Annotated in this window: 19 protein-coding genes and 1 pseudogene; 7 read left to right on the top strand and 13 right to left on the bottom strand. The window is 62.9% G+C overall.

Annotated features, from left to right (window positions below; genetic code table 11):
* Positions 1–196: 196 nt before the first annotated feature.
* Complete coding sequence (locus HKK54_RS21145) at positions 197–1525, top strand: hypothetical protein (protein ID WP_169387693.1); 1329 nt, start codon at positions 197–199, stop codon at positions 1523–1525.
* Positions 1526–1731: 206 nt separating this feature from the next.
* Here HKK54_RS21145 and HKK54_RS21140 read toward each other — a convergent pair.
* Together HKK54_RS21140 and HKK54_RS21135 are read right to left on the bottom strand one after the other, a co-directional pair.
* A pseudogene (locus HKK54_RS21140) lies at positions 1732–2208 on the bottom strand (flavin reductase family protein); the annotation flags it as partial.
* Positions 2209–2267: 59 nt separating this feature from the next.
* A complete protein-coding gene (locus tag HKK54_RS21135) occupies positions 2268–3437 on the bottom strand; it encodes a p-hydroxyphenylacetate 3-hydroxylase oxygenase component (protein ID WP_010175477.1) in 1170 nt (389 codons plus the stop codon).
* A 228-nt stretch (positions 3438–3665) separates the two neighbouring features.
* On the opposite strand from HKK54_RS21135, the gene HKK54_RS21130 reads away from it, so the two are divergent.
* Positions 3666–5153 carry an aldehyde dehydrogenase family protein gene (locus tag HKK54_RS21130; RefSeq protein ID WP_169387692.1) on the top strand — a complete coding sequence of 496 codons (1488 nt, stop codon included), beginning with the start codon at positions 3666–3668 and terminating at the stop codon, positions 5151–5153.
* 242 nt (positions 5154–5395) lie between these two features.
* Here the strand turns inward: HKK54_RS21130 and HKK54_RS21125 are convergent, their stop codons facing one another.
* Positions 5396–5731 (bottom strand): DUF6124 family protein, encoded by a 336-nt coding sequence (locus tag HKK54_RS21125; protein WP_008431194.1) that lies wholly within the window; start codon positions 5729–5731, stop codon positions 5396–5398.
* A gap of 603 nt (positions 5732–6334) precedes the next feature.
* Between HKK54_RS21125 and HKK54_RS21120 the strand changes: the two genes are divergently transcribed.
* Together HKK54_RS21120 and HKK54_RS21115 are read left to right on the top strand one after the other, a co-directional pair.
* Complete coding sequence (locus HKK54_RS21120; protein ID WP_010175483.1) at positions 6335–6877, top strand: DUF3833 domain-containing protein; 543 nt, start codon at positions 6335–6337, stop codon at positions 6875–6877.
* A gap of 4 nt (positions 6878–6881) precedes the next feature.
* Complete coding sequence (locus HKK54_RS21115) at positions 6882–8426, top strand: cryptochrome/photolyase family protein (protein ID WP_169387691.1); 1545 nt, start codon at positions 6882–6884, stop codon at positions 8424–8426.
* Here HKK54_RS21115 and HKK54_RS21110 read toward each other — a convergent pair.
* Entirely contained in the window at positions 8418–9704 is a 1287-nt protein-coding gene (locus HKK54_RS21110) for an MFS transporter (RefSeq protein WP_169387690.1), read from the bottom strand. The two genes, HKK54_RS21115 and HKK54_RS21110, sit on opposite strands and share 9 nt — an antisense overlap.
* 133 nt (positions 9705–9837) lie before the next feature.
* Between HKK54_RS21110 and HKK54_RS21105 the strand changes: the two genes are divergently transcribed.
* On the top strand, positions 9838–10302 hold the full coding sequence (locus HKK54_RS21105; protein ID WP_029616095.1) for a hypothetical protein: 465 nt from the start codon (positions 9838–9840) through the stop codon (positions 10300–10302).
* Positions 10303–10472: 170 nt separating this feature from the next.
* On the opposite strand, the gene HKK54_RS21100 is transcribed toward HKK54_RS21105, so the two are convergent.
* Positions 10473–12578, bottom strand: coding sequence for a TonB-dependent receptor family protein (locus HKK54_RS21100; RefSeq protein ID WP_169387689.1), 2106 nt, complete (start codon positions 12576–12578; stop codon positions 10473–10475).
* Between the two features lie 440 nt (positions 12579–13018).
* Between HKK54_RS21100 and HKK54_RS21095 the strand changes: the two genes are divergently transcribed.
* Both HKK54_RS21095 and HKK54_RS21090 read left to right on the top strand, forming a co-directional pair.
* Entirely contained in the window at positions 13019–14206 is a 1188-nt protein-coding gene (locus HKK54_RS21095) for an acyl-CoA dehydrogenase family protein (protein WP_010175491.1), read from the top strand.
* Between the two features lie 22 nt (positions 14207–14228).
* Positions 14229–15317 (top strand): sigma-54 interaction domain-containing protein, encoded by a 1089-nt coding sequence (locus tag HKK54_RS21090; protein WP_169387688.1) that lies wholly within the window; start codon positions 14229–14231, stop codon positions 15315–15317.
* A 35-nt stretch (positions 15318–15352) separates the two neighbouring features.
* On the opposite strand, the gene HKK54_RS21085 is transcribed toward HKK54_RS21090, so the two are convergent.
* From HKK54_RS21085 to HKK54_RS21050, 8 genes are all read right to left on the bottom strand, one after another.
* Positions 15353–17158, bottom strand: coding sequence for an ABC transporter ATP-binding protein (locus HKK54_RS21085; RefSeq protein ID WP_169387687.1), 1806 nt, complete (start codon positions 17156–17158; stop codon positions 15353–15355).
* A gap of 237 nt (positions 17159–17395) precedes the next feature.
* Positions 17396–17914, bottom strand: a complete 519-nt coding sequence (locus tag HKK54_RS21080; protein ID WP_169387686.1) for a GNAT family N-acetyltransferase — start codon at positions 17912–17914, stop codon at positions 17396–17398.
* Positions 17914–19353 carry an MFS transporter gene (locus HKK54_RS21075; protein ID WP_169387685.1) on the bottom strand — a complete coding sequence of 480 codons (1440 nt, stop codon included), beginning with the start codon at positions 19351–19353 and terminating at the stop codon, positions 17914–17916. Before HKK54_RS21075 ends, HKK54_RS21080 begins: the two co-directional genes overlap by 1 nt.
* Positions 19350–20558, bottom strand: a complete 1209-nt coding sequence (locus tag HKK54_RS21070; RefSeq protein WP_169387684.1) for an acyl-CoA dehydrogenase family protein — start codon at positions 20556–20558, stop codon at positions 19350–19352. Before HKK54_RS21070 ends, HKK54_RS21075 begins: the two co-directional genes overlap by 4 nt.
* 20 nt (positions 20559–20578) lie before the next feature.
* Complete coding sequence (locus tag HKK54_RS21065; RefSeq protein WP_169387683.1) at positions 20579–22294, bottom strand: dipeptide ABC transporter ATP-binding protein; 1716 nt, start codon at positions 22292–22294, stop codon at positions 20579–20581.
* Positions 22291–23154, bottom strand: a complete 864-nt coding sequence (locus HKK54_RS21060) for an ABC transporter permease (RefSeq protein WP_010175505.1) — start codon at positions 23152–23154, stop codon at positions 22291–22293. Before HKK54_RS21060 ends, HKK54_RS21065 begins: the two co-directional genes overlap by 4 nt.
* Positions 23151–24131: an ABC transporter permease gene (locus HKK54_RS21055; protein WP_169387682.1), complete on the bottom strand. Its 981-nt coding sequence runs from the start codon at positions 24129–24131 to the stop codon at positions 23151–23153. The genes HKK54_RS21060 and HKK54_RS21055 overlap by 4 nt, the downstream gene beginning before the upstream one ends.
* Positions 24128–25789: an ABC transporter substrate-binding protein gene (locus HKK54_RS21050; RefSeq protein ID WP_010175508.1), complete on the bottom strand. Its 1662-nt coding sequence runs from the start codon at positions 25787–25789 to the stop codon at positions 24128–24130. Before HKK54_RS21050 ends, HKK54_RS21055 begins: the two co-directional genes overlap by 4 nt.
* Positions 25790–26365: the final 576 nt, after the last annotated feature.

Below are 26365 nucleotides of genomic sequence, written 5' to 3'. Positions count from 1 at the left end.
GATTTTTAGAAGTATTGGCACTCTGCGCCCCGCCCTGGCTGATCGTCTTGCTCCTGGCTGCCGCCGGTTTTGTTGCTGCCTGCCACCGCCCTGCCACTGGCGGCCTGGGTCAATTGCCTGGCACGCAGGGGAAAGACTTGGCCCGGCGGCGCTCGCCCTAATGCTCCCTCAATTCAGCTTGTTGGGGACTATAACAATGCAGCACACACAACAAACCCGTCACCTGTACAGGACCATCAGCCTGGGCATCGCGCTGATGATCATCGAGTCATCGGCCCAGGCCTTCGAGCTGTATGCCGATGACGACACCCACGTCACCGGCAACTTCCTGGCGGTGTACGGCCTGTTCAACAGCCGCAAGAACTACGACGGCACCACCGGCGGCTCAACGTGGCGCGAAGGGTTCATCAAGTATGGCTTGAGCATCGACCAGCGCTTCGGCGCCCTGGGCAGCGTGTATGGCACCGCCAACCTGGTCAGCTCCGGCACCTGGGGCGACGGCGACGCGTCTGGCGTGACCACCGGCCGCGAGCGCACCACCAAGTTCGACGAAGCCTTCGCCGGCTGGCGCTCGGGGGAGCTGTTTCCTGCATTGGGCAAGGATGGCGTGGACCTGTCGTTCGGCCGCCAGGTCATCATGCTCGGCGACGGTTTCATCATCAACGACGACGGCCCGAACCTCGGCAAGGGCGTGGACGACGGCAAGTTCAACCGTGGCGGCGCCTATTACATCGCCGCGCGCCATGCCTTTGATCAAACCGCCGTGTTGCGCCTGGGCGGCAAGGACGGCGTGCATGGCAGCGTGATGTGGATCAAGTCCGACAACCGCGCCCAGGCCAACACCGAAATGGCTGCCGGCACCCTGGACTACACCACCGCGCCGGGCACCGTGGGCCTGACCTATATCCACGGCATCAGCGTCGACGACCGTTATGCCAATGACCTGCAAAAACAGCGCGCCGGCATGAACATCTACAGCCTGCGGGGCGCCGGCAATGCCGGGATCGAGAACGCGCACTTTTCCTTTGAATACGCCTGGCAGGACAAGGACGCCGGCCCGGAAAAGGCCTGGTACACCGAAGGCGGCTATACCTTCGCCGCACTGCCCTGGTCGCCGGACCTGACGTACCGCTACAGCCGCTATTCAAAAAACTGGGACGCGATGTTCTCGGGCTTCAACCGGGGCTACGGCACCTGGGTGCAGGGCGAAGTGGCCGGCAATTACTCGGGGCCGTTCAATACCAATACCGAGGTGCAACACGTGGCGTTGAAGGTCAAGCCGCTGGACAGCGTGACCGTCGGCGCGCTGTTCTTCGACTACAAGACCTTGAGCAAGGGCGGCATGCTGGATCTGGACGGACGCGAACTGGACCTGTACGCGGAATGGGCGGTGAACGAACACCTGATCATCACGCCGCTGCTGGGGCTGTACAAGCCGAACAAGGATGAGAGCAACGGCGGGAATCAGGTGGGGGGCAACGGTACCAACGTCTACAGCCAGGTCACCGTGGCCGTGCCGTTCTAGCGCAGATCCAATCGGCGACCGAGATCAAATGTGGGAGCTGGCTTGCTGTGGTGAGCGGGCTTGCCCCGCGTTGGGCTGCGAAGCAGCCCCATCAATCTGTGGTGAACCCGACGAGGGGCAAGCCCCCTCACCACAGCAAGCCCGCTCCCACATGTAGGCTGCGTCAACCTTCAAGAGAGGTGTTCGCCCTAAGGTTGCCGCTCCTCAATCCGCGCATACGCCCCCTGGTGATAGAGCAACGGCGAACGACCAAAGTCATCAAACGCCACCACCTTGCCGATCATGATCCAGTGATCGCCGCCGTCCACCTGCTGGTATTTCTCGCAGTGAAACCGCGCCGAGCAATCGGCGAAGACCGGCGAGCCGCCCTCCCCCGGTTCGAATTCGATTTCGGCAAAACGATCATCCCTGGGCCGGGCAAAGTTGTTCGACAGGTGGATCTGGTCGGCCGCCAGCACGTTGACCGCAAAATGGCTGGCCTGCTCGAACACCTCGTGGCTGTTGGAGCGCTTGTCGATGCTCCACAGCACCAGCGGCGGGTCCAGGGACACCGAGTTGAAGCTGTTGGCGGTGACACCCACCTTGCGCCCGCTGGCATCAGCGGCGGTGACCACGGTGACGCCGGTGGCGAAATTGCCGAGGGCCCGGCGAAAAGCCCGTGGGTCGAAACTGTTATCAGACATGCAAGACTCCCGGACTGCATCAACGCGCAGTCCTGATTGTGGTGATGGCCGGGTCGGCGTCAAATCATGCTCGGGTCAGGCTCAAGCCCCATCAGCTCACGCCCCAGGATCTGCGCGCACACGTCGTAATCGGTGTAGGCGTGGGCGCCGGTCATGTGGGAATCGCGGAACAGGCGCTGCATTTCGTTGTGCTCGAACCACGCATTGCCGCCGGCGGCCTCGAACAAGCGGTCCACCGCCTGGATGCACATTTTGGTGGCGTACGCCTGGTTGGTGCGCCAGAAAGCCAGGGTTTCGCGACTGGGATAACGGTGCTGCTCGCTGTGTTCGGCGTGTTCCTGCCAGGTCTTTTCCAGGAAGGCCCGGGCAGCCGCCACCTGGTGCGTCGACTCGGCCAGACGCATCAGCGCCGGAGTCGCAGCGCCCACCGCCGCGCCGGTGTAGGCACGCACGCGGGTCCTGGTTTTTTCGCGGAACACCTCAAGCATGCGCTCGGCCACGCCCAGGCTCACCGTGGAGAAACCACTGGCGAAATACGGCCGGTACGGCGAGTAGAAAATCTTGCTGTCGGGGTACAAGCCAAAGCCGGCGGACTTGCCTTCCATCATGTCCTTGGCTTTCTGGATACGGTGTTCGGGCACCAGCACGTTGTCGATGATCAGGGTCTTGGTGCCGCTGCCTTTCATGCCGGCGGCGAACCAGTCGTCGCGAATCTGATAGTCGCTGCGGGGCAGTACCGCGAAGCAATAGTCCTGGTTGCCCTCGACGTTCTTGCGACGGAAACCGACAATCGCCCACTCGGCATGATCGCAGCCACTGCTCCAGCCCATCTCACCGCTGAACAGCACGCCGCCTTCCACTTCCTCGGTACGGCCAAACGGCGCGATGCTGCTGCTGGCAGTGGCATTCGGGTTATCGCCCCAGACTTCCTGCTGCAGCTTGGCGGGAAACAGCGCCAGCTGGTGACTGTGGGTGCACAACAGGCTCATGGCCCAGGCGGTGCTGGCACAGGCGCCGGCCAGCAAGGCGATGCAGTCGGCAAATTGCGGCAGGGAGATTTCCATGCCACCAAAGGGTTTGGGTTGAAAGGCCCGGTGCATGCCGATGCTCTTGAGCAGCGCAATGTTCTCGTCGGGAACCTTGCGGTCCTGCTCGGCCTGGAAGGCGTTGGCAGCGATGGTCGGCAGAATCGCCTTGAGGTCTTCGAGGAGCGGGTTTGGCTTTTTCATGGACGGCCCTGCTTATTATTGGATGTCCGGCTGGCGTTCAAACTCAACGAACGGCGCTGGATGTGGGGCCAGTATGGAACGGGCAACACCACTGGAAAATGCACCTTCCACAGCCAAGATTGCACTTTCCACAGGCCTGGCAGCCACAGGCATATCGTCCGGCAGACAGAGACAAGCCCGGGCCGCCCAGGCTGGTTAACCTCGGGCTTTTGCGAGCAGGAAAATCCCATGAGCGATGTTGCGCTGCTGCCTGAAGTCCACGCCTTCCTTGGTCGAAACCATGCCTTGTTCATCGACGGCGGTTACGTCCAGAGCCATTCCAGCCAGACCCTGGAGGTGACCAACCCGGCCAACGGCGAAGTGATCGCCCACGTGGCCGACGCCGACCTTGCGGATATCGACGCGGCGGTGGAATCCGCCCGGCGCGGCTTCCGGCAATGGTCCCAAACCGCACCGGCGACACGCGGCAATGTGCTGCTGAAACTCGCCGAGCTGCTGGAGCAACATCGCGAAGAACTGGCGCAGATCGAAACCTGCCAGTCGGGCAAGATCATCCAGATTTCACGGGCCTTTGAAGTGGACCAGGCCGCGCACTTCCTGCGGTACTACGCCGGCTGGGCCACCAAGATCAGCGGCCAGACCATCACCCCGTCACTGCCCTCCTTCGCCGGCGAACGCTACACCGCGTTCACCCTGCGCGAACCGGTGGGCGTGGTGGTGGGCATCGTGCCGTGGAATTTCTCGACCATGATCGCCATCTGGAAACTCGCCTCGGCGCTGGTGACCGGTTGCAGCATCATCATCAAGCCCAGCGAATTCACCCCGCTGACCATCCTGCGCATCGCCGAACTGGCCGTCGACGCCGGCCTGCCGGCGGGCGTGCTGAACGTGTTGACCGGTGGCGGGCACGTGGGCCAGGGCCTGGTGGAGCATCCGGGCACCGACAAGGTCTCGTTTACCGGCTCGGTGCCCACCGGCATCGCCGTGGGCCGTAGCGCCATGGGCGCCGGGCTGACCCGGGCAACCCTGGAGCTGGGCGGCAAAAATTCCGCCGGATTCCTGCGGGATGTGGACCTCGACAAGGCGGTCAACGGCATCATCGAAGCCGGTTTCCTGCACTCCGGGCAAATCTGCGCGGCGGCCGAACGCTTCTTCGCCCACCGCTCGCAGATCGAGCCGATCATGGAGAAATTGGCGCAACGCCTGAGCCGGTTGAACATCGGCTCGCCACTGGACGAACGCACCGAATTCGGCCCGGTGACCAACCGCCAGCACCAAAAGAAACTCGAATGGTTTTTCGCCAAGGCCCGCGCCGAGAACAATACGATTGTCCACGGCGGCAAGCTGATCGAGGGCCCGGGCTGCTATGTGGAGCCCACCGTGATTCTCGCCAACACGATCAACGACACCCTGCTCAACGAAGAAACCTTCGGCCCGATCGCCACGTTCTTCCCCTACGACACCGAGGAAGAACTGCTGGAACTGATGAACAACACGCCCTACGGCCTGAGCGCCAGCCTCTGGACCAACGACTTGAGCAAGGCCCTGCGCATGGTGCCGGCGATCAACGCGGGCACGGTATGGGTGAACATGCACACGATGCTCGACCCGGCGGTGCCGTTTGGCGGCAACAAGTCTTCGGGGGTGGGGCGTGAGTTTGGCGGGGCCTTTATCGAGGACTACACCGAGCTCAAGTCGGTGATGATTCGCTACTGATAAACCGGGCGACCGATCGTTCCCACGCTCCGCGTGGGAATGCATACCGTGACGCTCCGCGTCACCCTCGCGCAAGGCTTCAATGTCGCGTCGGCAGCGGGGCGGAGCGTCCGAGGCGGCATTCCCACGCAGAGCGTGGGAACGATCAGCGTGGGAGTGATCGCGAGCCTGCTGACAAACCCGCGCTCCTGACCAACCGCTCCCACACTGGATTTATGTTGCCAGTTGGATTTCGGATGTGATCAGGCCACCGGACACTCCCGGTTCAGCGCCTCATCCACCAACAACTGCGCCATCTCCACCAATTGCACCACTGCCAACACTTGCTTGCGGCTGGCCCCATCAAGATGCTCGGCACAGTCATAGGCGCTGACAGCCGCCGATTCAAGAATCTCGCTGGCATTACACAAGGCGACTTCGGTGCTGAGGCCGGCACGTACGGAGAATAGTTTGTTGGAGGACGGAGGCGAAGCGGCAGGTTCTGAGTTGAGGTCGTAGTGCTTGAATGCGCGCTGGGCAGCATCGTGGAATTTCTGGTCGTTCAAGTAATGCGGCGGGTTGGGCGAGACCTTTTTCATGGTGAAGCTCCTCTATGAGTAAGCACCTCCACGCTCGCTACCACACGATTAAGGAGGCGACTGTACACGGGGTGGTAGACCGGTCATAGAAACCCGGCAGGCCGAAGCCTCCCATGCACAGCCGCCACAAAGCAGCCCGCACAAAAAAACGCCCTTGAGCGTTTTGGGATCTATGAAATAGCCGGGCTACCACACCCGTTCGCTGAATTGGCAGCGACCCGCGAAGGTTAGCGGCGAGAAGGACTGGAAGCAACCTGAAATCTATGTGGGAACGGTCTGCGTAGGAACGGGCGATACCGCTGCCGGCGTATGCCCATTGTTGATCGTTCCCAGGCTCCGCGTGGGAATGCATACCGTGACGCTCCGCGTCACCCTCGCGCAAGGCTTCAATGTCGCGTCGGCAGCGGGACGCGGAGCGTCCGAGGCGGCATTCCCACGCAGAGCGTGGGAATGATCAAACGGCTCAGTGAGCGGCCCATCAATATGCAGGTCAGTAGCGGATACAGCCAGGTGCCTTTTAAATACCTGTACAAGTTTATAATTTTGTACAAGTATCAGGTATCGAAGCTTCCGCTGTATCACGCCCGCTCAGGGAGACATGCAATGACCCGTCTATTGGTTTCACTGGCCCTGGTGCTCGGCCTGTGCAGTTGCGGCAGCGTTGACGTCAAACACTATGCCGACCAGCAGCCGCAACTCGACCTGGTGCGTTTCTTCAGCAAGCCGGTTAAAGCCTGGGGGATATTCGAGAAACGCTCGGGCGAAGTGGCCAAGCGTTTCGAGGTGAATATCGCCAGCCGCCGCGAAGGTGAAAACCTGATTCTCGACGAGCGCTTTCTCTACAGCGACGGCACGCGCCAGCGGCGTGTCTGGACCCTGACGCCCGACGGCCCGGGCCACTGGCGCGGCCGTGCCGACGATGTGGTGGGTGAAGCCAAGGGCGAAGTGGCCGGCAACGCCTTGCGCTGGCGTTACATCCTGAACCTGCCGGTTGACGGCTCCGTTTACGAAGTGAGCCTCGACGACTGGATGTACCTGATGGACGAAGACACGCTGATCAATCGTTCCAGCATGTCCAAGTTGGGCGTCGAGGTCGGTCAGGTGACGTTGTTCTTCCGCCGCCAGTCCGCCCAAGAGGCCCATTGAATCAATGCATGAGACTCATCGGCTGTGCCTGGTCCTGGGCGACCAGTTATCGTTTGACCTGGCCTCGTTAAACGGGCTGGACAGCCAGCGCGACGCGGTCTTGATGGTCGAGGTGATGGAGGAAGCCAGCCATGTGCCCCACCACCCGCAGAAAATCGCCCTGATCTTCAGCGCCATGCGCCATTTTGCCCAGGCATTGCGCCAGCGTGGCGTTCGGGCGCAGTACGTCAGCCTGGATGACCCGCAAAACACCGGCTCCGTGCCCGGCGAGTTAAAGCGCTGGTACTCGCAGCTGCACGCGCGCGAGCTGCACCTGACTGAATGCGGGGACTGGCGCCTGGAGCAATCCCTGAAAGACTGCGGTTTGCCGATCCAGTGGCACGCCGACAGTCGCTTCCTGTGCAGCCGTGACGAATTCGTGGCCTGGGCAAGCGGCAAAAAACAGCTGCGCATGGAGTACTTCTACCGTGAGATGCGCCGCAAGAGCGGGCTGTTGCTGAACGGTGACGGCACGCCGGTCGGCGGCGCCTGGAACTTTGATGCAGACAACCGCAAGGCACTGCCCAAGGGTACCAAGGCGCCCTACCCGGCGCGCTTCAGCTCGGACTCAATCACCCGGGACGTGTTGGCGCTGGTCGGTAAACACTTCAGCAGCCACTACGGCGCACTGGACACCTTCGATTACCCGGTGACCCACGCCGACGCCGACGCCCAGGCACTCTGGGATTACTTTCTGGATTACGGCCTGGCGGGCTTCGGTGACTACCAGGACGCCATGGCCAGCGACGAGCCGTTTCTGTTTCATGCCCGCATCAGTGCCGCGCTGAACATCGGCCTGCTGGACCTGCGCCAGTTGTGCAGCGATGTGGAGGCGGCGTATTGGTCGGGCAGCATCGGGCTGAATGCTGCCGAAGGGTTTATCCGCCAACTGATTGGCTGGCGTGAATACGTACGCGGCGTCTACTGGCTGAAAATGCCGGACTACGCCGCCGGCAACTCATTCGGCAACAGCCGCCCGCTGCCGGAGTTCTACTGGACGGGCGAGACGCAAATGAACTGCATGCGCCAGGCGATCGGCCAAAGCCTGAAACACGCCTACGCCCATCACATCCAGCGGCTGATGGTCACCGGCAATTTCGCCTTGCTGGCCGGGATCGTGCCCAGCCAGATATGCGAGTGGTACCTGGCGATCTACATGGACGCTTTCGACTGGGTCGAACTGCCCAACACCCTGGGCATGGTCATGCATGCCGATGGCGGCTACCTCGGTTCCAAGCCTTACTGCGCGAGCGGCCAATATATAAAGCGCATGTCCGACTACTGCCGAGGCTGTGCCTACAGCGTCACTGAAAGCACCGCGGACAATGCCTGCCCGTTCAATTCGCTTTACTGGCACTTCCTGATGCGTCACGGCGACCTGTTGCGGGGCAATCAGCGCATGGCCATGCTGTATAAAAACCTCGACCGCATGCCTGAATCCAAACAGGACGCACTGTGGAAACGGGGCGAGATGCTGCTGGCCAGACTGGATGCGGGGGAATCACTTTGACAACGCGGCCCGGTGTTTACCGGCCCGTTCGCCGAGCAGCATCAATCCGCCGCCCGTCAGCAGCAAGCCCGCCGCGATAACGATGTAACCGCCGTAGACATCCCCGATAACACCCTGCGCAAGGTTAAGCGTCTGGGAACACACCAGCGTGCCGGTCAACGAGGCGATGGCCAGCACCGGCGTCACCGTCGCCGAGACCCGGCCCATGTAGCCCGACGGCACGGCCTCTTGCAGCATGGGCCCCTGCACCATGGCGAACACCGAAAAGCACACCCCACAGCAAAACATCAGCGCCCAGGTCAGGTAAAACGGCGGATGCGACGCGTAGCCCAGGTAGCTCAGCCCCAGGCACAGCAGCGCAACGGTAAACGCCCGGCGAATGCTCAAGGCCTTCAACAGCGGCCGCACCAGTAATGCCGCCACCAGACCACCGACGGGAAACGCGGCGAGGACCAGGCCATATTCACGCGGGCTCAGGCCCAGGGTCTTGAAGGCGTACAAAGACAAAACGACGTTATTGATACCTAGGGAAAATCCGTACAACGCCACACCGGTCAGCAGGGTCCGAATCGACGGGTGCCCCCAGGAAAACCGCAGGCCCTCCAACAGCCCACGCCAGAACGATGTGTGCGCTACCGGCAACGCTGTACGCAGGCCTCGGGTAGCCACGATGCATAACGCCGAACAACTGAACGCCAGCACATTGATCATCAACGCCCAGATCGGCCCCACCCACACAAACAAGGCCGGGCCCACGGAAGCTGAGAGCACCGAAATGCCCGTCAGGGAAAACATCGTCTTGGCCGACGCTTCTACCCGCCGCTCAGCGGGAATGATCACTTGCATGATCGCCTGGCGGGACGGGTTGAAGAACTGCGCGGCGCTGCTGTTGAGCACCAGCAACAGCAGCACGCCGGTGAACACCTGCATCTGGCCGAGGCCGGACAGTGAATAGATCAGGATAAAGACCAGGAAGTTGATCACCCGGATAGCGTCTGCGCTGATCATCACGTAGAGCGGCGTCATGCGGTCGACCCAGGCGCCCGCCAATGGCGCCACCAGCACCCGCGGAATCGCCGATGCCGCCACCGCCAGGCCAACGGCACTCGGTAGAAAAGCGCTGTCACGGAACAGGTCCGTCACCAGCCAGACGATGATCGTGCTCTCCAACACAAATTCGCCAAAGGACGAGAGCGCCTGGCCCAGCCATAACAGTGAAAAATTGCGGCTGATGAAAAACCCGGCAAACCGGCTTTTCCCTTGAGTCGTCCTGAACACCATCCCTTCCCTGTGCGAAACGCTGTGAAATTTTCCGGCCGCTGCGAATTGTTGTGAAGCCGGCGATAAATGGCCAATTGCCCATGCTAACGTCGGCGTCGATGTCATCCAATCCATTGAGGGAGCAGCGCCGATGTCTACTACCGTAACACCCGCCGGTGGCGGACCGACTACTCAAAAAGCCTCAACGTCGGTGTTCGACGACAAGTTGAACATTGCCAAGTCGAGCAAGGTAGTCGCTGATTACATGCGCCAGACGGGCAAGTCGGCCATTACCAAGCAAGAGCTTTCACAACTGGCCAGCAACGCCTCGGGCAAGGTGCCGGCGGATGTCAGCGCTGCAGCCCAGTACATGGAGCGCCATCCCGACGTGTTCACCGCGATCGAAACCCATGACGTGGCCGGTGCCGACAACCTGTCCGGCGTGTGGAACTTCGACTGGGCCGCCAACGGTGGCCTGAACGGCACCGCGACCGATGCGATCGCCAAGATGCAGGACACCTTCGATTTTGCGATCGCCAAGTCGGCGCAGATCACCGAGATCAGCACCGGCAAAAAGGCCGAGCTGGACTCGACCAAGCAACGGCCGCAGAACTAGGTTTCTGGACGCAACAAAAATCAAATGTGGGAGCTGTCGAGCTTTAGCGAGGCTGCGATAGCGGTGGGCCAGGCAACATCCATGTTGACTGTGCTGACGCCATCGCAGCCTCGCTAAAGCTCGACAGCTCCCACAGGATTTCCTTTGTTTGTTAGAGCGCCGGCCTGCGGTCAGAAGTGAAACGCAACCCCCGTGGTCACGTTGAACGCATCCCCCACATAGAAGTTGGCCGAGTCCTGGCCCTTGGCGTCATACGCGGTGTTGGTGGCCGTGGCGTAGCGTTTGTTGGTCAGGTTGCGCGCATCGACGAACACTTCCCACTTCTTGCTCGGGGCCTCGTAGCCCACCTTCGCGCCCCACAACGTGTAAGACGGCGCACTCAGTGAGTTGGCAAAGTCGACGTAATAACTGGACGCCGCCCGGGCGTTGAGCTGCGCGTAGAAGCCGCTGCCCTGGCGATACTCCAGCTCGGCCTGGTAGACCTGGCGCGGCAGGCCCGGCAGTTGGTTGTCGCCGAACACCGAGTCATTGCGGTAGTGGAAGTCGTTGAAGGTGTACGCCTGGCGCAAGGTCACGGTGTCGCCATTGCCGCCGTCCCACAGTTGCGCATTCAAGCCGGCTTCGATGCCCTGGTGAATCGTCGCGCTGCCGTTGGAGGTGGCCACCAGTTGATCCTGGGTCGCCGTTGCCTGGCGCACCACCACCGACAGCAGTTCTTTCTGCACCCACGAGCGGTACACCGTCAGGCTGCCGTCGAAAATACCGTGGCCGCCGCGAATCCCGAACTCCACGGTGTTGGCTTTTTGTGGTCGCACATCGCGGATATACGGCGTGCCGGTGCTGCCCAGTTGCCAAGTGACCGGTGGGTCCACCGAGCGGCTGACGTTGCCGAACACTTCGAATTCCGGGGTCAGTTGATAGCGCAGGCCGATGCGCGGGGCGACGTCGGTCTCGTCGTATTCGACGCCACTGGGGAACGCACTGGTATTGGTGCCGGTGGTGTATTCGATCTGCGCCTTGCGCTTGATATCAAATAACGACAGCCCGGTGGACAGCCACGTACGGTCATTCAGTTGCAGTTCGTTGCCGAGGGAAAACACCGTGTCCCGGGAGCCGGTGTAGTTGGTTTTCTGCTGGGTGATGCCGGTGGCCTTGCTGTGGGATTTCACATCGGCCAGGTACGCCAGGGTGTTGCTGAAGGTCACGCTGCTGTCGCTGCGCAGGCCGAAGAAGGTGTCGGCGGTGCGCAGGTAGCGCAGGGTCAGGTTGACGTCCTGGGAGCGCCATTCCTGGGGCGTTGGCGAATAGCGCCAGCCGTTGTCCAGCGGGTAATCGTTGTAGCCCAGGCCGACTTCGAGCTTGGCATTGTCGTCGAAGGTATAGGTGGTGGTGCTGCCCAGCAGGGTCGAGCCGTCCTTCTTGCGCCCGATGGGCACGAGGTTGCTGGTGGGGTCGTGCTTGAGTTGGTACTTGGTCAGGGTGTTGCCCTGGCTGAGGGTCTCTTCCTTGTAGCGAATGTAGAAGCGCGTCTCCAGTTGCGGGCTGAACACGTGGCCGAAGTTGGCGACGATCCCCTGCCCTTTGTTCGGCGTGTTGTCCTGGTAACCGTCACGCTCGTTGTGCTGGATGCTGACGTAGTAGTCGTTGTCGCCCTCCACGCCACCCGTACTCAGTTGCTGTTTGCGGTAGCCAAAACTGCCGGCTTCGAAGCGCGCGTAGTTGCCCGGGTCGGTGCGCCCGGTCTTGCTGACGAAGTTGATCGCGCCGCCCAGGGACAAGGCCGAATAACGGAAGGCGTTGGCGCCGTAGAGCACCTCGGTGTGGTCCACCGAGGCCATGTCCAGCATGTCTTCCTGGGTGCCGCCCGGCCCGGTCAACGGCAGGCCGTCGTAAAGGAATTTAATCCCCAGCACATAGCCTTGATAGAAGGTGTTGAGGCCCGAACCACGGATCGAAATCTTGTTGGCGCCCGAGCCGCTGGTGGCCTGGGCGAAGACTCCCGGCTGCAGCGCCAGCACGTCCTCGGCATTCGCCGCACGGCCCTGTTCGATCTTGCGGTTGTCGATCACCGCGGTTTTGCCGGGCACCCTGGCCAACTGCTTTTCGGCCTTTTGCGCCTCGGTGGCTTCGGCGCCGGTGACCACCACCGTGGCCAGGGTAGGGTCGGCCGGGGCGGCAAACGCCGCACCGTGTATCAGCATCAACAGCACGCCAAGGCTGGACGCGGTGGCCAGTGACTCAAAACGACGAGCGCGTGGTTCAAACAGTTGCCGCATGGACTCAATACTCCTGGGGTCTCTAGTTAGTTGGAGCATCTATTCGTATAGTCGCGCTCTGCTTCGAACTTTGCAGGGTTCGTGCCACGTCAAAACATCAACAAATACGGGCCCATCGCCCTGTTTAATCGCCACAGGCGCAACACTTTGCTGGTGAAATGTTCGATTCACAACAATGCGAAAAAAAACACATTCAATTATATGTTTAATCGATAAAGGCATAACCAAAGCCCCGGCCTACAGGGCTCCGTCACAACTGTGCAAATCCCAACAGCTGACCAACAAAAGTTGTGTATTCGACACTCTCTTTTTCTGCACACCTCTAAGAAGGTGCAAGTTATCGGCTTATCGTTACTTGGTATGGCTCTTGCTCTAGCCAGTCAATCAATCAATCAATCAATTCAAGCATCTGCGACTATTAAGCAACGAGGTATTCACGCGTGACGGTCAACTTACTCTGCACCCGCAGGACCCCACTGGAGATTGCCCGTGACCTGGCGAGCGAGTTCGCCCGCACCGCCGTCGACCGGGACGCCACCGGCGGCACACCCAAAGCCGAGCGCGACAAGCTGCGCAGCAGCGGCCTGCTGTCCCTGAGCATTCCCGGGCAATTCGGCGGGCTGGACGCCAACTGGTCGGAAACCTTCGAGGTGGTGCGCGAATTTGCCCGGGTCGACAGCTCCATCGCCCATGTATTCGGTTTTCATCACCTGATGCTTGCCACCGTCCGGTTGTTCGCCACGCCCGCGCAGTGGCAAACCTGGTTCAGCCTGACCGCCAGCAACAACTGGTTCTGGGGCAACACCCTGAACCCGCTGGACACCCGCACGGTGGTCAAGCGCCACACGGGCTGGCGGGAATTCTCGGGGCAGAAGAACTTCTGCTCCGGCGCCAACGATTCAGAAATGCTGATCGCCTCGGCCATCGATGAAAGCGCCGGCGGCAAGTTGCTGATCGCGGCCATTCCCAGTGCCCGCAGCGGGATCATCCTGCACAACGACTGGAACAACATGGGCCAGCGCCAGACCGACAGCGGCAGCGTGACCTTCAAGCGCGTACGCGTGGAAGAATCCGACCTGCTGCTGGACCCGGGCCCGTTGAGCACGCCGTTCGCCTGCCTGCGCCCGCTGATTGCGCAACTGCACTTCGCCAACATCTTCCTGGGTATCGCCGAAGGCGCGTTCGAAGAGGCGCGCCAATACACCCTGGAAGAAGCCCGCCCGTGGTTCCGCTCCAGCGCCAGCCACAGCACCCAGGACCCTTACATCCTCAGCCATTACGGCGACTTCTGGGTGGCGCTGCAAAGCACCCGCCTGTTGGTGGAGCGCGCCGGCCAGGTGCTGGACACGGCGTGGGCCAAGGGGCCGGCACTGACCAGCGAGGAGCGCGGGGAAGCGGCCATTGCCATCGCCACCGCCAAAGTCGCCGCCAGCCGCAACGGCCTGGAGTTGTGTAGCAAGGTCTTCGAGGTTACCGGCGCGCGGGCTACCAACGCCTCGGTGGCGCTCGACAGGCATTGGCGCAATTTGCGCACCCAAAGCCTGCATGACCCACTGGATTACAAACTCCATGAACTGGGGGAGTGGGCACTGAACGGTACCCCGCCCATCCCGACTTTTTATTCCTGATCTTTTATTCAAAGGGATCACCATGCAACTGCTGACCTTACCGCCCTCGCCCGCCCTTGCCACCTCTATCCGCGCCACCGCGCAGGTGTTTGAAGACCCCAGGTCCAAGGCCTTGCTCAAGCATGTGCAACAAGTCGCGCCGAGCGAAGCCAGCGTGCTGATCATCGGTGAAACCGGCACCGGCAAAGAACTGGTGGCGCGCCACATTCACAACCTCAGCGGCCGCAAGGCGCAGCCGTTCGTGGCGGTAAATTGCGGCGCGTTCTCCGAGTCCCTGGTGGAAGCCGAACTGTTCGGCCACGAGAAAGGCGCGTTCACCGGCGCCCTCAGCGCCAAGGCCGGCTGGTTTGAAGAAGCCAACGGCGGCACGCTGTTCCTGGATGAAATCGGCGACCTGCCGATGTCGATCCAGGTCAAGCTGCTGCGGGTGTTGCAGGAGCGTGAAGTGGTGCGCCTGGGCTCGCGCAAAAGCATTCCGATCAATGTGCGGGTGCTGGCGGCGACCAACGTACAGTTGGAAAAAGCGATCAACGCCGGGCATTTTCGCGAGGACCTGTTCTACCGCCTGAACGTGGTCAACCTGGAACTCAGCCCATTGCGCGATCGCCCCGGCGATATCCTGCCGCTGGTGCAGTATTTCATCGACACCTACACCCGCCGCCTGGGGTACGGCGAGATCATCTTGAGCAAGGAAGCCGAGCAACGGCTGGCCACGTACAGTTGGCCGGGGAATATCCGCGAGCTGGAAAACGTCATTCACCACACCTTGCTGATCTGCCGCGACGGCGTGATTCAGGCCGATGACCTGCGCATGTCCAACTTGCGCATCGAACGCCAGGAAGACAGCACCACGGCCCATGACCTGCTCGACCAGGCCTTCCAGCGACTGTTCGAAGAGCAGATCGAGAACCTCCACGAACAGGTCGAGCGCAGCCTGTTGACCGCCGCCTACCGGCTCTGCCAGCACAATCAGGTGCACACCGCCGAGTTGCTGGGGCTCAGCCGCAACGTGACCCGCACCTTACTGATCAACCTGGGCGAGCTGAAGGTCAACAAGCGCCGCCCACTGGCCAACACCAAGGATGAGCGGGTGCTGCACCTGTCGATCTGAGCGGCAGTGCGCGGCGTACCCGGTACGCCGCCTGATCACAGCACCGCTTCGTCCAGCGCATCGCTGAACTGGCGACTCCACAACCGCGCATAGTGGCCGCCCTGGCGCAGCAGTTGTTCGTGGCTGCCGTCCTCGACGACCCGGCCATTGTCGAACACCAGGATCCGGTCCAGATGGGCCACGGTGGACAGCCGATGCGCGACCACCAAGACAGTCTTGTCTTCCATGATTTCGTCGAGCTTGTCCTGGATGAAACGCTCGGTGATCGAGTCCAGGCTGGAGGTGGCCTCATCCATCACCAGGATCGGCGCGTTCTTCAGCAACACCCGGGCGATCGCAATGCGCTGGCGCTGGCCGCCGGACAACTTGACCCCGCGCTCGCCCACCAACGACTCGTAGCCGTGTTCCATGCTGTCGATAAACTCACTGGCGCCGGCGCGATGGATCGCCTCGGCGACTTCGTCCATCGAGGCATCCAGGCGGCCGTAGTGGATGTTTTCGCGAATGCTGCGGTGGAACAGACCGGGCTCCTGGGGAATCAGACCGATCTGCTGGTGCAGCGAATGCTGGGTCACATCACGCACGTCCTTGCCGTCCACCAGCACCTGGCCTTGCTGCACGTCGTAGAGGCGCAGCAGCAGGCTCAGCAGCGTCGACTTGCCGGAGCCCGACGCGCCCACCAGGCCGACTTTCTGGCCGGCGGGGATGACGATATTCAGCTGCTCGAAAATCGGCCGGCCGGCGCCGTAACTGAAACCCACGTCGCGAAACTCGATATCCCCGCGCTTGACCTGCAGCGCCTTGGCACCGGGTTGGTCGATGACTTCGTGGGGGCGAATCAGGGTGCGTACGCCGTTGGCGATATTGCCGGTGGCTTCGAAAAATTCGAGAAAGCGCCGCGACAGGTTTTCGACATCGCTGATGATCAATAGCGAAAGGCTGGTGGACATCACAAACGCGGCGATATCGATGCGGTGACTGCGCCACAGGTAAAGCGCGAGCAACAACAGCCCCAGCTTGAGCACCACGCCACAGCTGGCCTGAAACCAGCGAATTTTCTCCATGTAGCCCAAGGACCGATAAGCAGCCGCTACCTCCTTGTCCAGGAAGGTGCCGAGGTAACTGTGCTCGAACGCGTGGCGCGCAAACAGACGGATATTGGCCAGGTTAGAGACCGCATCCACCACCTTTCCCGTGCTGGTACTGCGCGCTGCCGAATACTGCTGGGCGAGAGGATGACTGCGGCGTGCGAGCACGTAGCAGATAGCGATGAACGCCACCGACCAACCCGCCATGAACAACGCCAACAGCGGTGACGCGGTCCACAGCAGCGCCGTGGCCAGACTCAGCGTCACCAGCAGCGGGATCAGGTCGAACAACAAGATGCTCAGGGTCTGATTCACGCCCAGGGTAATTTCCGCCACCCGATGGGCCAGCGCCCCGGCGAACTCATTGCTGATAAAACGGTGGGAATGCTGTTGCAGATAGGCGAATACCACATGCGTCACCGTGCGCCGCTGCAACGGCAAGACATGGATATGGCAGCCTGCGGATGCACGGGTAAACAGTACCTGGCACACCAGGAGCAGACTCAGCAGCGTCAGCGGCCATTGCAACACCTCAAACGCACGCTCCGCCTCCAGGCCGTTGCTGACGGTACGCGTAATCTGCCCCAGCCCCCAGGGCGTCAGAATCGAACACACCACGGCGGCAATCTGCAGCAGCAGAATCGCCAGGTACCACCCTTTGAAATGACCGATGAAATGCCGCACAAAGGCCGCCGGAGTCGACGGCAAGTGCTGGACATTCCAGGTGCGAAACAATGAAAAAGACGAGCTCATGGCCAATGGCATTCCTGAATGACGCCTGTGGCCGCGCAGCTTTCAGGCAAAAAATGGCACCGTCGGTGCCTGATGGTCAGCAAATGGAACAGACAACCGAATCACCTGTGGCAGGGAGCTGCTGTGGCGAGGGAGCTTGCTCCCGCTGGGCTGCGCAGCGGCCCCAAAATCCTGGGAGCGCTTCGCACTCCAGCGGGAGCAAGCTCCCTCGCCACAGCAAGCGCCCTCGGCACAGGTTCAGTGTTGTTTTTGAGATTGGTAGCGAATTTCCTCCAACTCACAACCGCCCCGGGTGAGGGTGCGGCTTGATTCGGCCTGCGCTGTCCAGCCGGCGTTCTGGTAAAAACGTATGGCCCGGCGGTTTCCGGCAAGCACCCACAACGTCGCCGTCTCCAGGCCCTGTCTGGCGAGATGCTCCAGGCCTCTGAGCCACAGCGCCCGCCCCACCCCGGTTCCCCAATGCTCGGCCAGCACATACAGCGCCTGCACTTCACCTGTCTCGCCGGGGTCAGCGTCCTCATCGCGGCTCGGGCTCACGGCAATCCAGCCGACCACCTGCCCATCGACCTCTGCCACAAACACCGCTTCGCGTCCCTGCTCGATCAACTGCCGCCAGGCAGCTTCGCGCCGAGGCTGAGTAGCCTCCAGCGAAGCCAGGTAATCCACGGGCATCAGCTCACGGTAAGCCTCCTGCCAACTGCGGATATGCACCCGGGCGATGTCACCCGCGTCCTCGACACGTGCTGCACGAATCATCAAATTCCCTCTGCGCGTTTTGCATAAATCGCCGAGCCCGCCTGCGGCGACAGCCTGCGATAAACCAGCCCCGATAATGCACACAGCAATCCGGCACCCGCTATGATCCAGGCGATATCACTCTGCTCGACCGTGGCATGCCCGCGCACGGCCATGATCAAGCCGAGCAGGCCCGCCGCGATGCCCACCGACAAACTCAACGTCAACTGAATGGTCATCGCCGACAGGCTACTGGCACGGCTGGATTGCTCCGGTGGCACGTCGGCATAGGTCAACGCCCCCAGGGTGCTGAATTGCAGCGAGCGAATGATCCCGCTGCCAAATAACACCAGTATTACAATCCAGTAAGGCGTCGATACCTCGAACAGGCTGCACGCCAGGATGGTTGCACCGGTGAGCACGGCGTTGCTGATCAAGGTGCGCCGGAAACCGAAGCGGCTGACAATCCGTACCGCCAGCATCTTCATCAGGAACGCCCCCACGCCGCCGGCAACGCTCAGCAGCCCGGCCTGCAACGGGTTAAGCCCGAAACACAGCTGGAACAGCAGCACCAGCAAAAACGGCTGTGAAGCACTGCCGATACGCATCAGGTTGCCGCCCCAGAAGCTCACCGCAAAGGTCGGTATTTTCAACAATGAGAAATCGATCAACGGGTGGGCCGTGCGCCGCGCATGCCGGACATACAGCCAGGCACTCAACAGACCGCCGCCAATCAGCAGCAACGCCCACTGGCGAGGCAACAGGCCGTGGCCCAGCACCTCGAAACCGAACACCAGCCCGCCCAGTGCCACACCGCTGAGCAACAGGCCGGGAACGTCCAATGGCTGGCCAGGCGCCCCGGAATAGTCCGGGATGTAGCGCAGCACCAGCATGACCCCGAGCACGCCGATCGGCACGTTGATCAGGAAGATCCAGTGCCACGACAACACCGTCACCAGCAACCCGCCCAACGGAGGGCCCAGCAGCGGCCCCACCAGCGCCGCCACCGTCAGGTAAGACATGGCGCGCAGGAGGTTTTCCCGCGCCGACCAGCGCAGCAGTATCACCTGCCCCACCGGCACCATCATCGCCCCCGAAGCGCCCTGGGCCAACCGCGCCAGGGACAGTTGCAACAGCGAGCCCGAGCCGGCACACGCCACCGACGCCAGGGTAAACAGCACGATCGCGCTGATAAATACCCGGCGCGGCCCGAACCGGTCGGCCGCCCAGCCACTGACCGGCACAAACAGCGCCACCGCCAGCAGGTACAGCGACACCACTAGGTTCATGCGCACGCTCGGCTCGCCGAAATCCTGGGCCATCTGCGGCAGCGCCGTGAGCACCGCCGTGGCGTCGATCAGTTCCATGAACAGCGCGCAGCCGATGATCATCGGCACCCGGCGCGCGTGCCCGGTGCCCACTTCGCCCACGGGGTGTGAAAGGTCGAGGGCTTTGTTCAAAACAGCCCCGAGGTCGGTGGCGGCGTGCCCTTGAGTTGCCAGGCGCCCACGGCCGCGGCCTTCCAGTGCCGGGGATTGTGGTTGGCCACGGTGCGCGCGTTGCGCCAGTGGCGGTCCAGGTTATGGGCGCGGCCGGTGGTGGACGCGCCACCCACGTCGAACACCAGCTCGGCGGCCTTGAGTGCCGATTCGGCGGCGATATATTGCGCCTGCGCCACATCCACCGCTGCCTGGTCGACGGCCACCGCGTCCAGATCGGCAGCCCAGGCGCGGTCGATGGAGTCGGCCGCATGCAGCACCACCGCTTCGGCGGTAAACGCCCGGGCCGAAACGTCGCCCACGCTCAGCTCCACATACGGGTCATCCACCGAGCGCGTGGCGCTGCTGTGCTTGATCGGCCGCGCATGGTCCTTGGCGAAGGTCACCGCATCATTCAGCGCATTGCGCGCAATACCAGCTTGCACCGCCGCGAGGAACACCTGCAGGAACGGCGTGACAATCGTGCGCTTGCCCTCCTCGACCGTGCGGGTGCGGACTTCGCTGGCCAACACCTGCACGTCATGCAGATGGGTGGTGCCGCTGGCGGTCAGGCGCTGGCCCATGGCGTCGAAATCATCCAGCAGCTCCAGGCCCTGGCGGTCCCGGGGCAGGATGAACGATACGGGCTGGTCATTCTCGTCCAGGGCCACCGCGCTGACCCAATCGGCATACAACGAACCGGTGCTGTAGTACTTGCTGCCGGACGCGCGGAAATGCTCGCCGTCACGCACGATGCGCGCACTGATCGAACCGTTGGCACCGCCGACTTCCCAGCCGGCATTGCCGATCACGGCGCCTTGCCGATAGCGCTCGAACCAGCGCTCACGCTCCTCTTCCGCCCCCTCGGCGCGGGAGGCCAGCAAGCCTTCGACAAACCCGAAACCGGGGCGCAGGGCCTGGGCCACGTTGGAGTCGGCCGAGGCGATGCGAATCAGCAAGGCAATCACATCCTTGACCGAACCACCGGCGCCGCCAAAACGCTTGGGAATCCGCACGGTAAACAGCCCCGCCTGGGCGATCTGCGCCACCGCCTCGTACGGCAGCTGGCGGTCGCGCTCGCGTTGCGCAGCGCCGGCGGCGATCTGCGGCAGGATGCGGTCGGCGCGGGCGTTCAGTTCGGCCACCGTCACAACCGGTGGCGTGGGTACAGCAGACAACTTGCTCATGGCACTTCCTTGATTCAGGTCTAGATGGCGATTTTCCACAGGCGCGATTCATCAAACAGCCAGCCGGGGTGTTCCGGTTCCAGCGCCGGCACCACCAACTGCGTGCCGCTGCCGGGCAGGCGCGGGACTGCGCCCAGCAGGCGTTGGGTGTATTCGTGTTGGGGTGACTCAAACAAGGTTTCGACACTCGCACTTTCCACCACCTGGCCGTGGCGCATCACCAACACTTCATCGCTGACGTGGCGAATCACGCCGAGGTCGTGGGAGATAAACAGGTAGGCCAGGCCCAGCGAGGCTTGCAGATCGGCTAGCAGGTCCAACACTTGGGCCTGCACCGACACATCCAGCGCCGACACCGGCTCGTCACAGATAATCACTTTGGGGTTGCTGGCAATTGCCCGGGCAATCGCCACGCGCTGGCGCTGCCCGCCCGACAGTTGCAGCGGCCGACGCTCGGCCAGTTGCGGCGCCAGGCGGACCTGGTCGAGCAACTGCGCCACTCGGGCGGCCTGTTGCTCGGCGTCGATGCCTGCGACGTCCAGCGCATCACTGAGGATCTGCCCGACCGTCCAGCGCGGGTCGAATGAACTCAGCGGGTCCTGATAGATCACGCTGATGTCGCGGCGATGCAAACGTCGGGTTTTCTCCTCAACGCGCTCCGGCCCTGCCGCCGCCCACGGTTGATCGAGAAAACGCACCTCGCCGGCATCCGGTTGCAGCAGCCCGAGGCCGATGCGCGCCACCGTGGTTTTGCCGGAGCCGGACTCACCGACGATGCCCAGGGTGCGGCCGGCGCGCAGCTCGAAGCTGACGCCGTCCACCACCTGGCGTGACTGTTGATCGGGGCCGACATACCGTTTGCCCAGGCCCGAGGCCTTGAGCAACACCGGCGAGTCCGCGCCCGGCCGTGGTTGAGCGACAGCATTGCTGCGCTCCGGCGACAGGCGTGTGCCCCGGGCATGCTCGGCGGGCACCGCATCCAGCAGCGAGCGCGTGTAGGCGTGGCGCGGGTTGAGCAGCACCTGATCCATCGGGCCCTGCTCCACCACTTCACCGTGGCGCAAAACAAGTACCTCATCCGCCAGTTGCGCGACCACCGCCAGGTCATGGCTGATGATCAGCAGCGAATCGCCACGGGCCTTGATCTGCTGCAACACCTGCAGAATCTGCGCCTGCACCGTGGCATCCAGCGCAGTGGTGGGTTCATCGGCAATCACCAGGCCGGGGTTCAACGCCAGTGCGCTGGCAATCAGCGCACGCTGGCGCAGGCCGCCAGAGAGTTGATCGGAGCGCTGGCGGGCACGCAGTTGCGGCTCGGGTACACCGACCAGGTCCAGCAGCTCGATGACCCGTTCGCCACGGCTGCGACGGTCGCCCCAACGATGGGTCTCCAGCACTTCGAGAATTTCCTTGCCCACCGGCCGCAACGGGTCGAGGGACACCAATGCATCCTGCAATACGAAGCCGATGCCGTTGCCGCGCAAACGGCGCCAGCCGCGCTCCGACAGGCTGAGCAAATCCACTCCGTCGTAACTCAAGGTGCGCGCCGTGACCTTGGCGCCCGCACCCGCCAGGCCGATCAGGCTGCGGGCGGTGACGCTTTTGCCCGAGCCGGACTCACCCACCAGCGCCAGGGTTTTGCCCGGCTCCAGGGTGAAAGACAGATTGCGTACCACCGACTGCCCGGCAAACTCGATGGACAGCCCTTCAACGATCAAGCGTTTCTGGTCGCTCATGAAAGACGGCCCTCCAGGCGTTGTTGCAGGTAACGGCCAGTGACCGTGGTCGACAGCGTGGTCAATACGATGAACAGGCCGGGGAAGAACGTCAGCCACCAGGCGTTGGCGATAAAGTCGCGGCCCATGGACAACATGGTCCCCCACTCCGGCGCCGGCGGACGTGCGCCCAGGCCGAGAAAGCTCAGGGCCGAGGCCCAGACAATCGCCTGGCCCACGCCCATGGTCAGGGTCACGATCAACGGGCGCATGGCGTTCGGCAGCAACTGGCGCAGGATGATGCGCAGCGGCGGATGCCCGAGGGCCCGGGCGGCTTCGATGTAGCCCGCGTTGCGCACCGCCAGCACCTGGCCGCGAACCATCCGTGCGTAACCCGGTGCGCTGCCCAGCCCGGTGGCGACAATCAGCGGGCCAATGCCGCTGCCGAAGATCGCCACGAACAGCAGCGCCAGAATCAGGCTCGGGAACGCAAACAGCACTTCCAGCAACCAACCCACGCCACGGTCCACCCGCGCGCCGCCGAGCCCGCCCAGCAGGCCGAGCACGATGGCGATGCTCATGGCGATAGCGGTTGCAGCAAGCCCGATAAACAGCGACTGGCGCGTGCCGTAGATCACCCGGGAAAAGATATCCCGCCCCGACTGATCGGTGCCGAACCAGTGGGCCAGGCTCGGCGAATGAAACGCGTCGCGGGGCACGATGGCCAGTGGGTCGCTGTAGGCGAACAACTGCGGCACCAGCGCCGCGACAATCACCAGCAGCAGAAAGGTAATCGCCAACAGCGGGCCGGGCCGTAGCGTGCGGGTGGAGCGCTGAATCCGCAGCGCGGGCAGCGGTGCTTCGAGGGTCAGGCCGCTCATGCTGGAATCTCCTGTTGGCGAGGGTCGACCCACAGGTACAGCAGGTCGACCAGAATGTTGGCGAGCACATAACCGGCAGCGACCACCAGGCTGATGCCGATGGTCAGCGGCAGGTCCTGTGCCTGCACCGCCTGGTACAGCTGACGGCCAAGGCCCTTGCGGGAAAAGATCACTTCAATCACCACCGCGCCACTGATCAGCGCGCCGATGGCCCAGCCCGACAGCGAGATGCCCGGCAATACCGCGTGGCGCAGTGCGTGTTTGAAGCGCACGTTGAAGTCACTCAGGCCACGGGTTCGGGCGGTCAGGATGAAGGGTTGGTCGAGGGTCAAATCCAGGGATTCACGGGTGACCTGGGCGATAAACCCCGCCAGCGGAATCGCCAGGGCGAACGACGGCAATACCAGCGTGCGCCAGCCGTCACTGCCCGCCGGCGGGAACAGCTTCAGGCCGAACGCAAACACCGCCAGCAGCAGAATCCCCAACCAGAAATGCGGCAACGCGGCGGCCAGGGTTTCGGCCAACGAGGCCAGGCTGGCCACCCAGCGTCGACGCCCGGCGGTCAACACCGTCAGCGCCAGCACCAGCACCCAGGCCAACGCGAGCGACGTCAGGGTCAGCTCCAGGGTCGGCCAGGATTGCTCGGCGAGCACTCGGGTCACCGGCAGATGCTGGGAATAGGAAACCCCCAGGTCACCCTGCACCAGGCGCCCGAGGTACAGCGCGTATTGCACCGCCAGTGGCTTGTCGAGGCCGTACTCGCGGGTGGCCTCGGCGATGGTCTCCGGGGTGGGGTTGCCGCTCGGGCCGCCAAGGATCGCCTGCACCGGATCACCGGGCATCAGGCGCAAGGCAAAGAAGGTCAGCGTGGCCACCGCCCAGAGCACCAGCACCCCGCCGGCAAGGCGCCACAGCGCACGTTTGCCGAGCCGGGCCAGGCGCTCGCGCCGTGGGTTGGCAAGTGATGGACTGCTCATTTGTTCACCCATGCGTCATAGAGATAGGTCACCGCCAGCGACGGCTCCAGCCGCACGCCCTGGGTGGTCTTGTAGATACCCAGCCGCGTGCTTTGCGGGTAGGTGGTCAATTGCAGGTACTGGCTGGAAGCGATTTTCTGCGCCTGGTAATACAGGGCCCGGCGCTGCTCGCTGTCTTGGGTGGTGAGGGCCTGCTGGATCAGCGTGTCGAAAGCCGGGTCACTGAAGCCAGCAGTGTTCTGGTGGTAGCCCCCCACACCTGCGGGGCGAATGAACTCGCTGCCAAAGATGATCCGCAGCACGTCGGCGGTGTTGGTGTTCCAGTAGCCGAGGCGAATGTCGTAGTCCCAGTCGGCCTGGCGCTTGGTGGCCTGCACGTCGCTCATCTGGTCGACGATCAGCTCGAAGCCGGCCTGCCGGGTGGTGGCCTGTACCTGCTCCCACAGGGTGTATTCCGACGGTGGCGTGCGGTTGCCCATCACCACATGGACTTGCAGGCGCTTGCCGTCCTTGGTGCGGTAGCCCTCGCTGTCGCGTTGGGTCCAGCCGGCCTGGTCGAGCAATTGCGCGGCCCGGGCCGGGTCGTAATCCTGGGCGTGCTGGAACTCCGGGTTGTAGAAGCGCGTGGCCGGGCTCAACGGGCCACCGGCGCGGGGGAATTCGTTGAAGTACACACTCTTCAACGCACCCTCGATGTCGGAGCTGCGCACAAAGGCTTCGCGCACCCGCAAGTCATCGAACGGCGCGCGGGTGATGTTCAGGGTGCCGTTGGTGGGGTTGCCGGGGCGCTGGGCGATCACCAGGGTCAGGTCCGGATTGCGCCGGGCGGCCTCGTGGGATTCGGGCGGTAACGCTTCGATCACATCGACCTCACCGGCCTGCAACGAGGCGAAGCGCACCGAAGGTTCCTGGATGAACTTCCAGACGATCCGGTCGAGCCAGGCCGGGCCCTGGTGTTTGGCGGTGGGCGGCGCCCAGTTGTAGTCGGGGTTGCGCACCAGCTCGACCTGGCTCTGGCGGTCCCAGCGCACGACCTTGAACGGGCCGCTGCCCACGGGGCTCTCGCAGTTCACGTCGCGGGAGCGCAGCAGTGCGGTCGGGGACTCGATTCCCAGGAAGCCTTGGGCCAACACCTCAAGGAACGCCGCGTAAGGCGTGGCCAGGTGCACCACGGCGGTGTACTCGTCGAGCACGTCGGTGCTGCGGTATTGGCGGATGTAGCCGCCTGCGGTGCTCGACTGGGTCTTGGGGTTGGCCATGTGGTCGAGGTTGGCCTTGACCGCTGCGGCGTTGAACGGGGTGCCGTCGGTGAAGTGCACGTCGTTGCGCAGGTGGAAGGTGTAGGTCAGGCCGTCCGGGGACACTTCCCAGGTCTTGGCGAGCCAGGGGCCGATGCGGCCGTCGGCGTCCATCGAGACCAGGGAGTCCAGGTACTGCTGGGCGACGAACACCTGGGGCATGTCGCCCGCTACGTGGGGGTCGAGGCAGGTGGGTTCGCGGTCGGTGGCGTAGACCAGGGTGCCGCCTTTTACCGGTTGGTCACTGCGGGTGACGGTCGAGCCGCTTTGGCCGCAGCCCAGGAGCAGGCCGCAGAGTGTGGCGGTGCCCAGAAGGAGCAGCGGGCTGGATCGTCGCGGGTAAGGGGCGGGTTCTTGCATGATGAGTGAGGCCTGAAGTCCGGGGATTGGGTCATTGCACAAGGCATGCCGGGTTTCAGGGGCCGTAAATACGGGACATTGGGCGGGCGGGAGATTGGGGAAAACGACAATGTGTGTGGGAAGTGTTGGTCAGGCAACAGCTTGGGGATGAGGTGGACCGAGTACATATCCGTTGCTGCGGTAACGGCCGCTATGGGTTCCGCTCTTACAGCGGGTCACTTTTGAAAGGAGCCCAAAAGTAACCAAAAGGCTCTTGCCCCACCACTCGGCACCTCGCTAATGCTCGGTGTGCCCGCACTCCGGCATTACTCCGCGGGCCGCCGCGACGGGGCGTCCCTGCCCCGTCGCGGCTAAACCGGCGTCCTGCCGGTTTACCCGCTCCGTACTACCTGCGTTCGGCCAGCGTGGTTTAACGGGGCGCCTAAGATCAAGATCAAAAGCAGATCAACAGCACAGCGGCCTACAGGCCGGCTTGAGTGGTGTGAAGCAAAGGCAACATCAAAATCTAAAGCAGGGTACGGTCGAATGTGGGAGCTGGCTTGCCTGCGATAGCATCGCCTCGGTGCACCTGAAAAA

This window comes from Pseudomonas sp. ADAK13, assembly GCF_012935715.1.
Classification (GTDB): domain Bacteria; phylum Pseudomonadota; class Gammaproteobacteria; order Pseudomonadales; family Pseudomonadaceae; genus Aquipseudomonas.
Note: the sequence above shows the minus strand (reverse complement) of the source record. Positions and strands in the feature narration are given on the sequence as shown.

Bases quoted from the DNA above. Each gene is read 5' to 3' on its own strand.
- HKK54_RS21135 (WP_010175477.1), bottom strand. From the start codon at position 3,437: ATGAAAAAGCCAAACCCGCTCCTCGAAGACCTCAAGGCGATTCTGCCG.
- HKK54_RS21125 (WP_008431194.1), bottom strand. From the start codon at position 5,731: ATGAAAAAGGTCTCGCCCAACCCGCCGCATTACTTGAACGACCAGAAA.
- HKK54_RS21065 (WP_169387683.1), bottom strand. From the start codon at position 22,294: ATGAGCGACCAGAAACGCTTGATCGTTGAAGGGCTGTCCATCGAGTTT.
- HKK54_RS21100 (WP_169387689.1), bottom strand. From the start codon at position 12,578: ATGCGGCAACTGTTTGAACCACGCGCTCGTCGTTTTGAGTCACTGGCC.
- HKK54_RS21085 (WP_169387687.1), bottom strand. From the start codon at position 17,158: ATGAGCTCGTCTTTTTCATTGTTTCGCACCTGGAATGTCCAGCACTTG.
- HKK54_RS21120 (WP_010175483.1), top strand. From the start codon at position 6,335: ATGACCCGTCTATTGGTTTCACTGGCCCTGGTGCTCGGCCTGTGCAGT.
- HKK54_RS21090 (WP_169387688.1), top strand. From the start codon at position 14,229: ATGCAACTGCTGACCTTACCGCCCTCGCCCGCCCTTGCCACCTCTATC.
- HKK54_RS21055 (WP_169387682.1), bottom strand. From the start codon at position 24,131: ATGAGCAGTCCATCACTTGCCAACCCACGGCGCGAGCGCCTGGCCCGG.
- HKK54_RS21070 (WP_169387684.1), bottom strand. From the start codon at position 20,558: ATGAGCAAGTTGTCTGCTGTACCCACGCCACCGGTTGTGACGGTGGCC.
- HKK54_RS21080 (WP_169387686.1), bottom strand. From the start codon at position 17,914: ATGATTCGTGCAGCACGTGTCGAGGACGCGGGTGACATCGCCCGGGTG.
- HKK54_RS21145 (WP_169387693.1), top strand. From the start codon at position 197: ATGCAGCACACACAACAAACCCGTCACCTGTACAGGACCATCAGCCTG.
- HKK54_RS21115 (WP_169387691.1), top strand. From the start codon at position 6,882: ATGCATGAGACTCATCGGCTGTGCCTGGTCCTGGGCGACCAGTTATCG.
- HKK54_RS21050 (WP_010175508.1), bottom strand. From the start codon at position 25,789: ATGCAAGAACCCGCCCCTTACCCGCGACGATCCAGCCCGCTGCTCCTT.
- HKK54_RS21130 (WP_169387692.1), top strand. From the start codon at position 3,666: ATGAGCGATGTTGCGCTGCTGCCTGAAGTCCACGCCTTCCTTGGTCGA.
- HKK54_RS21105 (WP_029616095.1), top strand. From the start codon at position 9,838: ATGTCTACTACCGTAACACCCGCCGGTGGCGGACCGACTACTCAAAAA.
- HKK54_RS21060 (WP_010175505.1), bottom strand. From the start codon at position 23,154: ATGAGCGGCCTGACCCTCGAAGCACCGCTGCCCGCGCTGCGGATTCAG.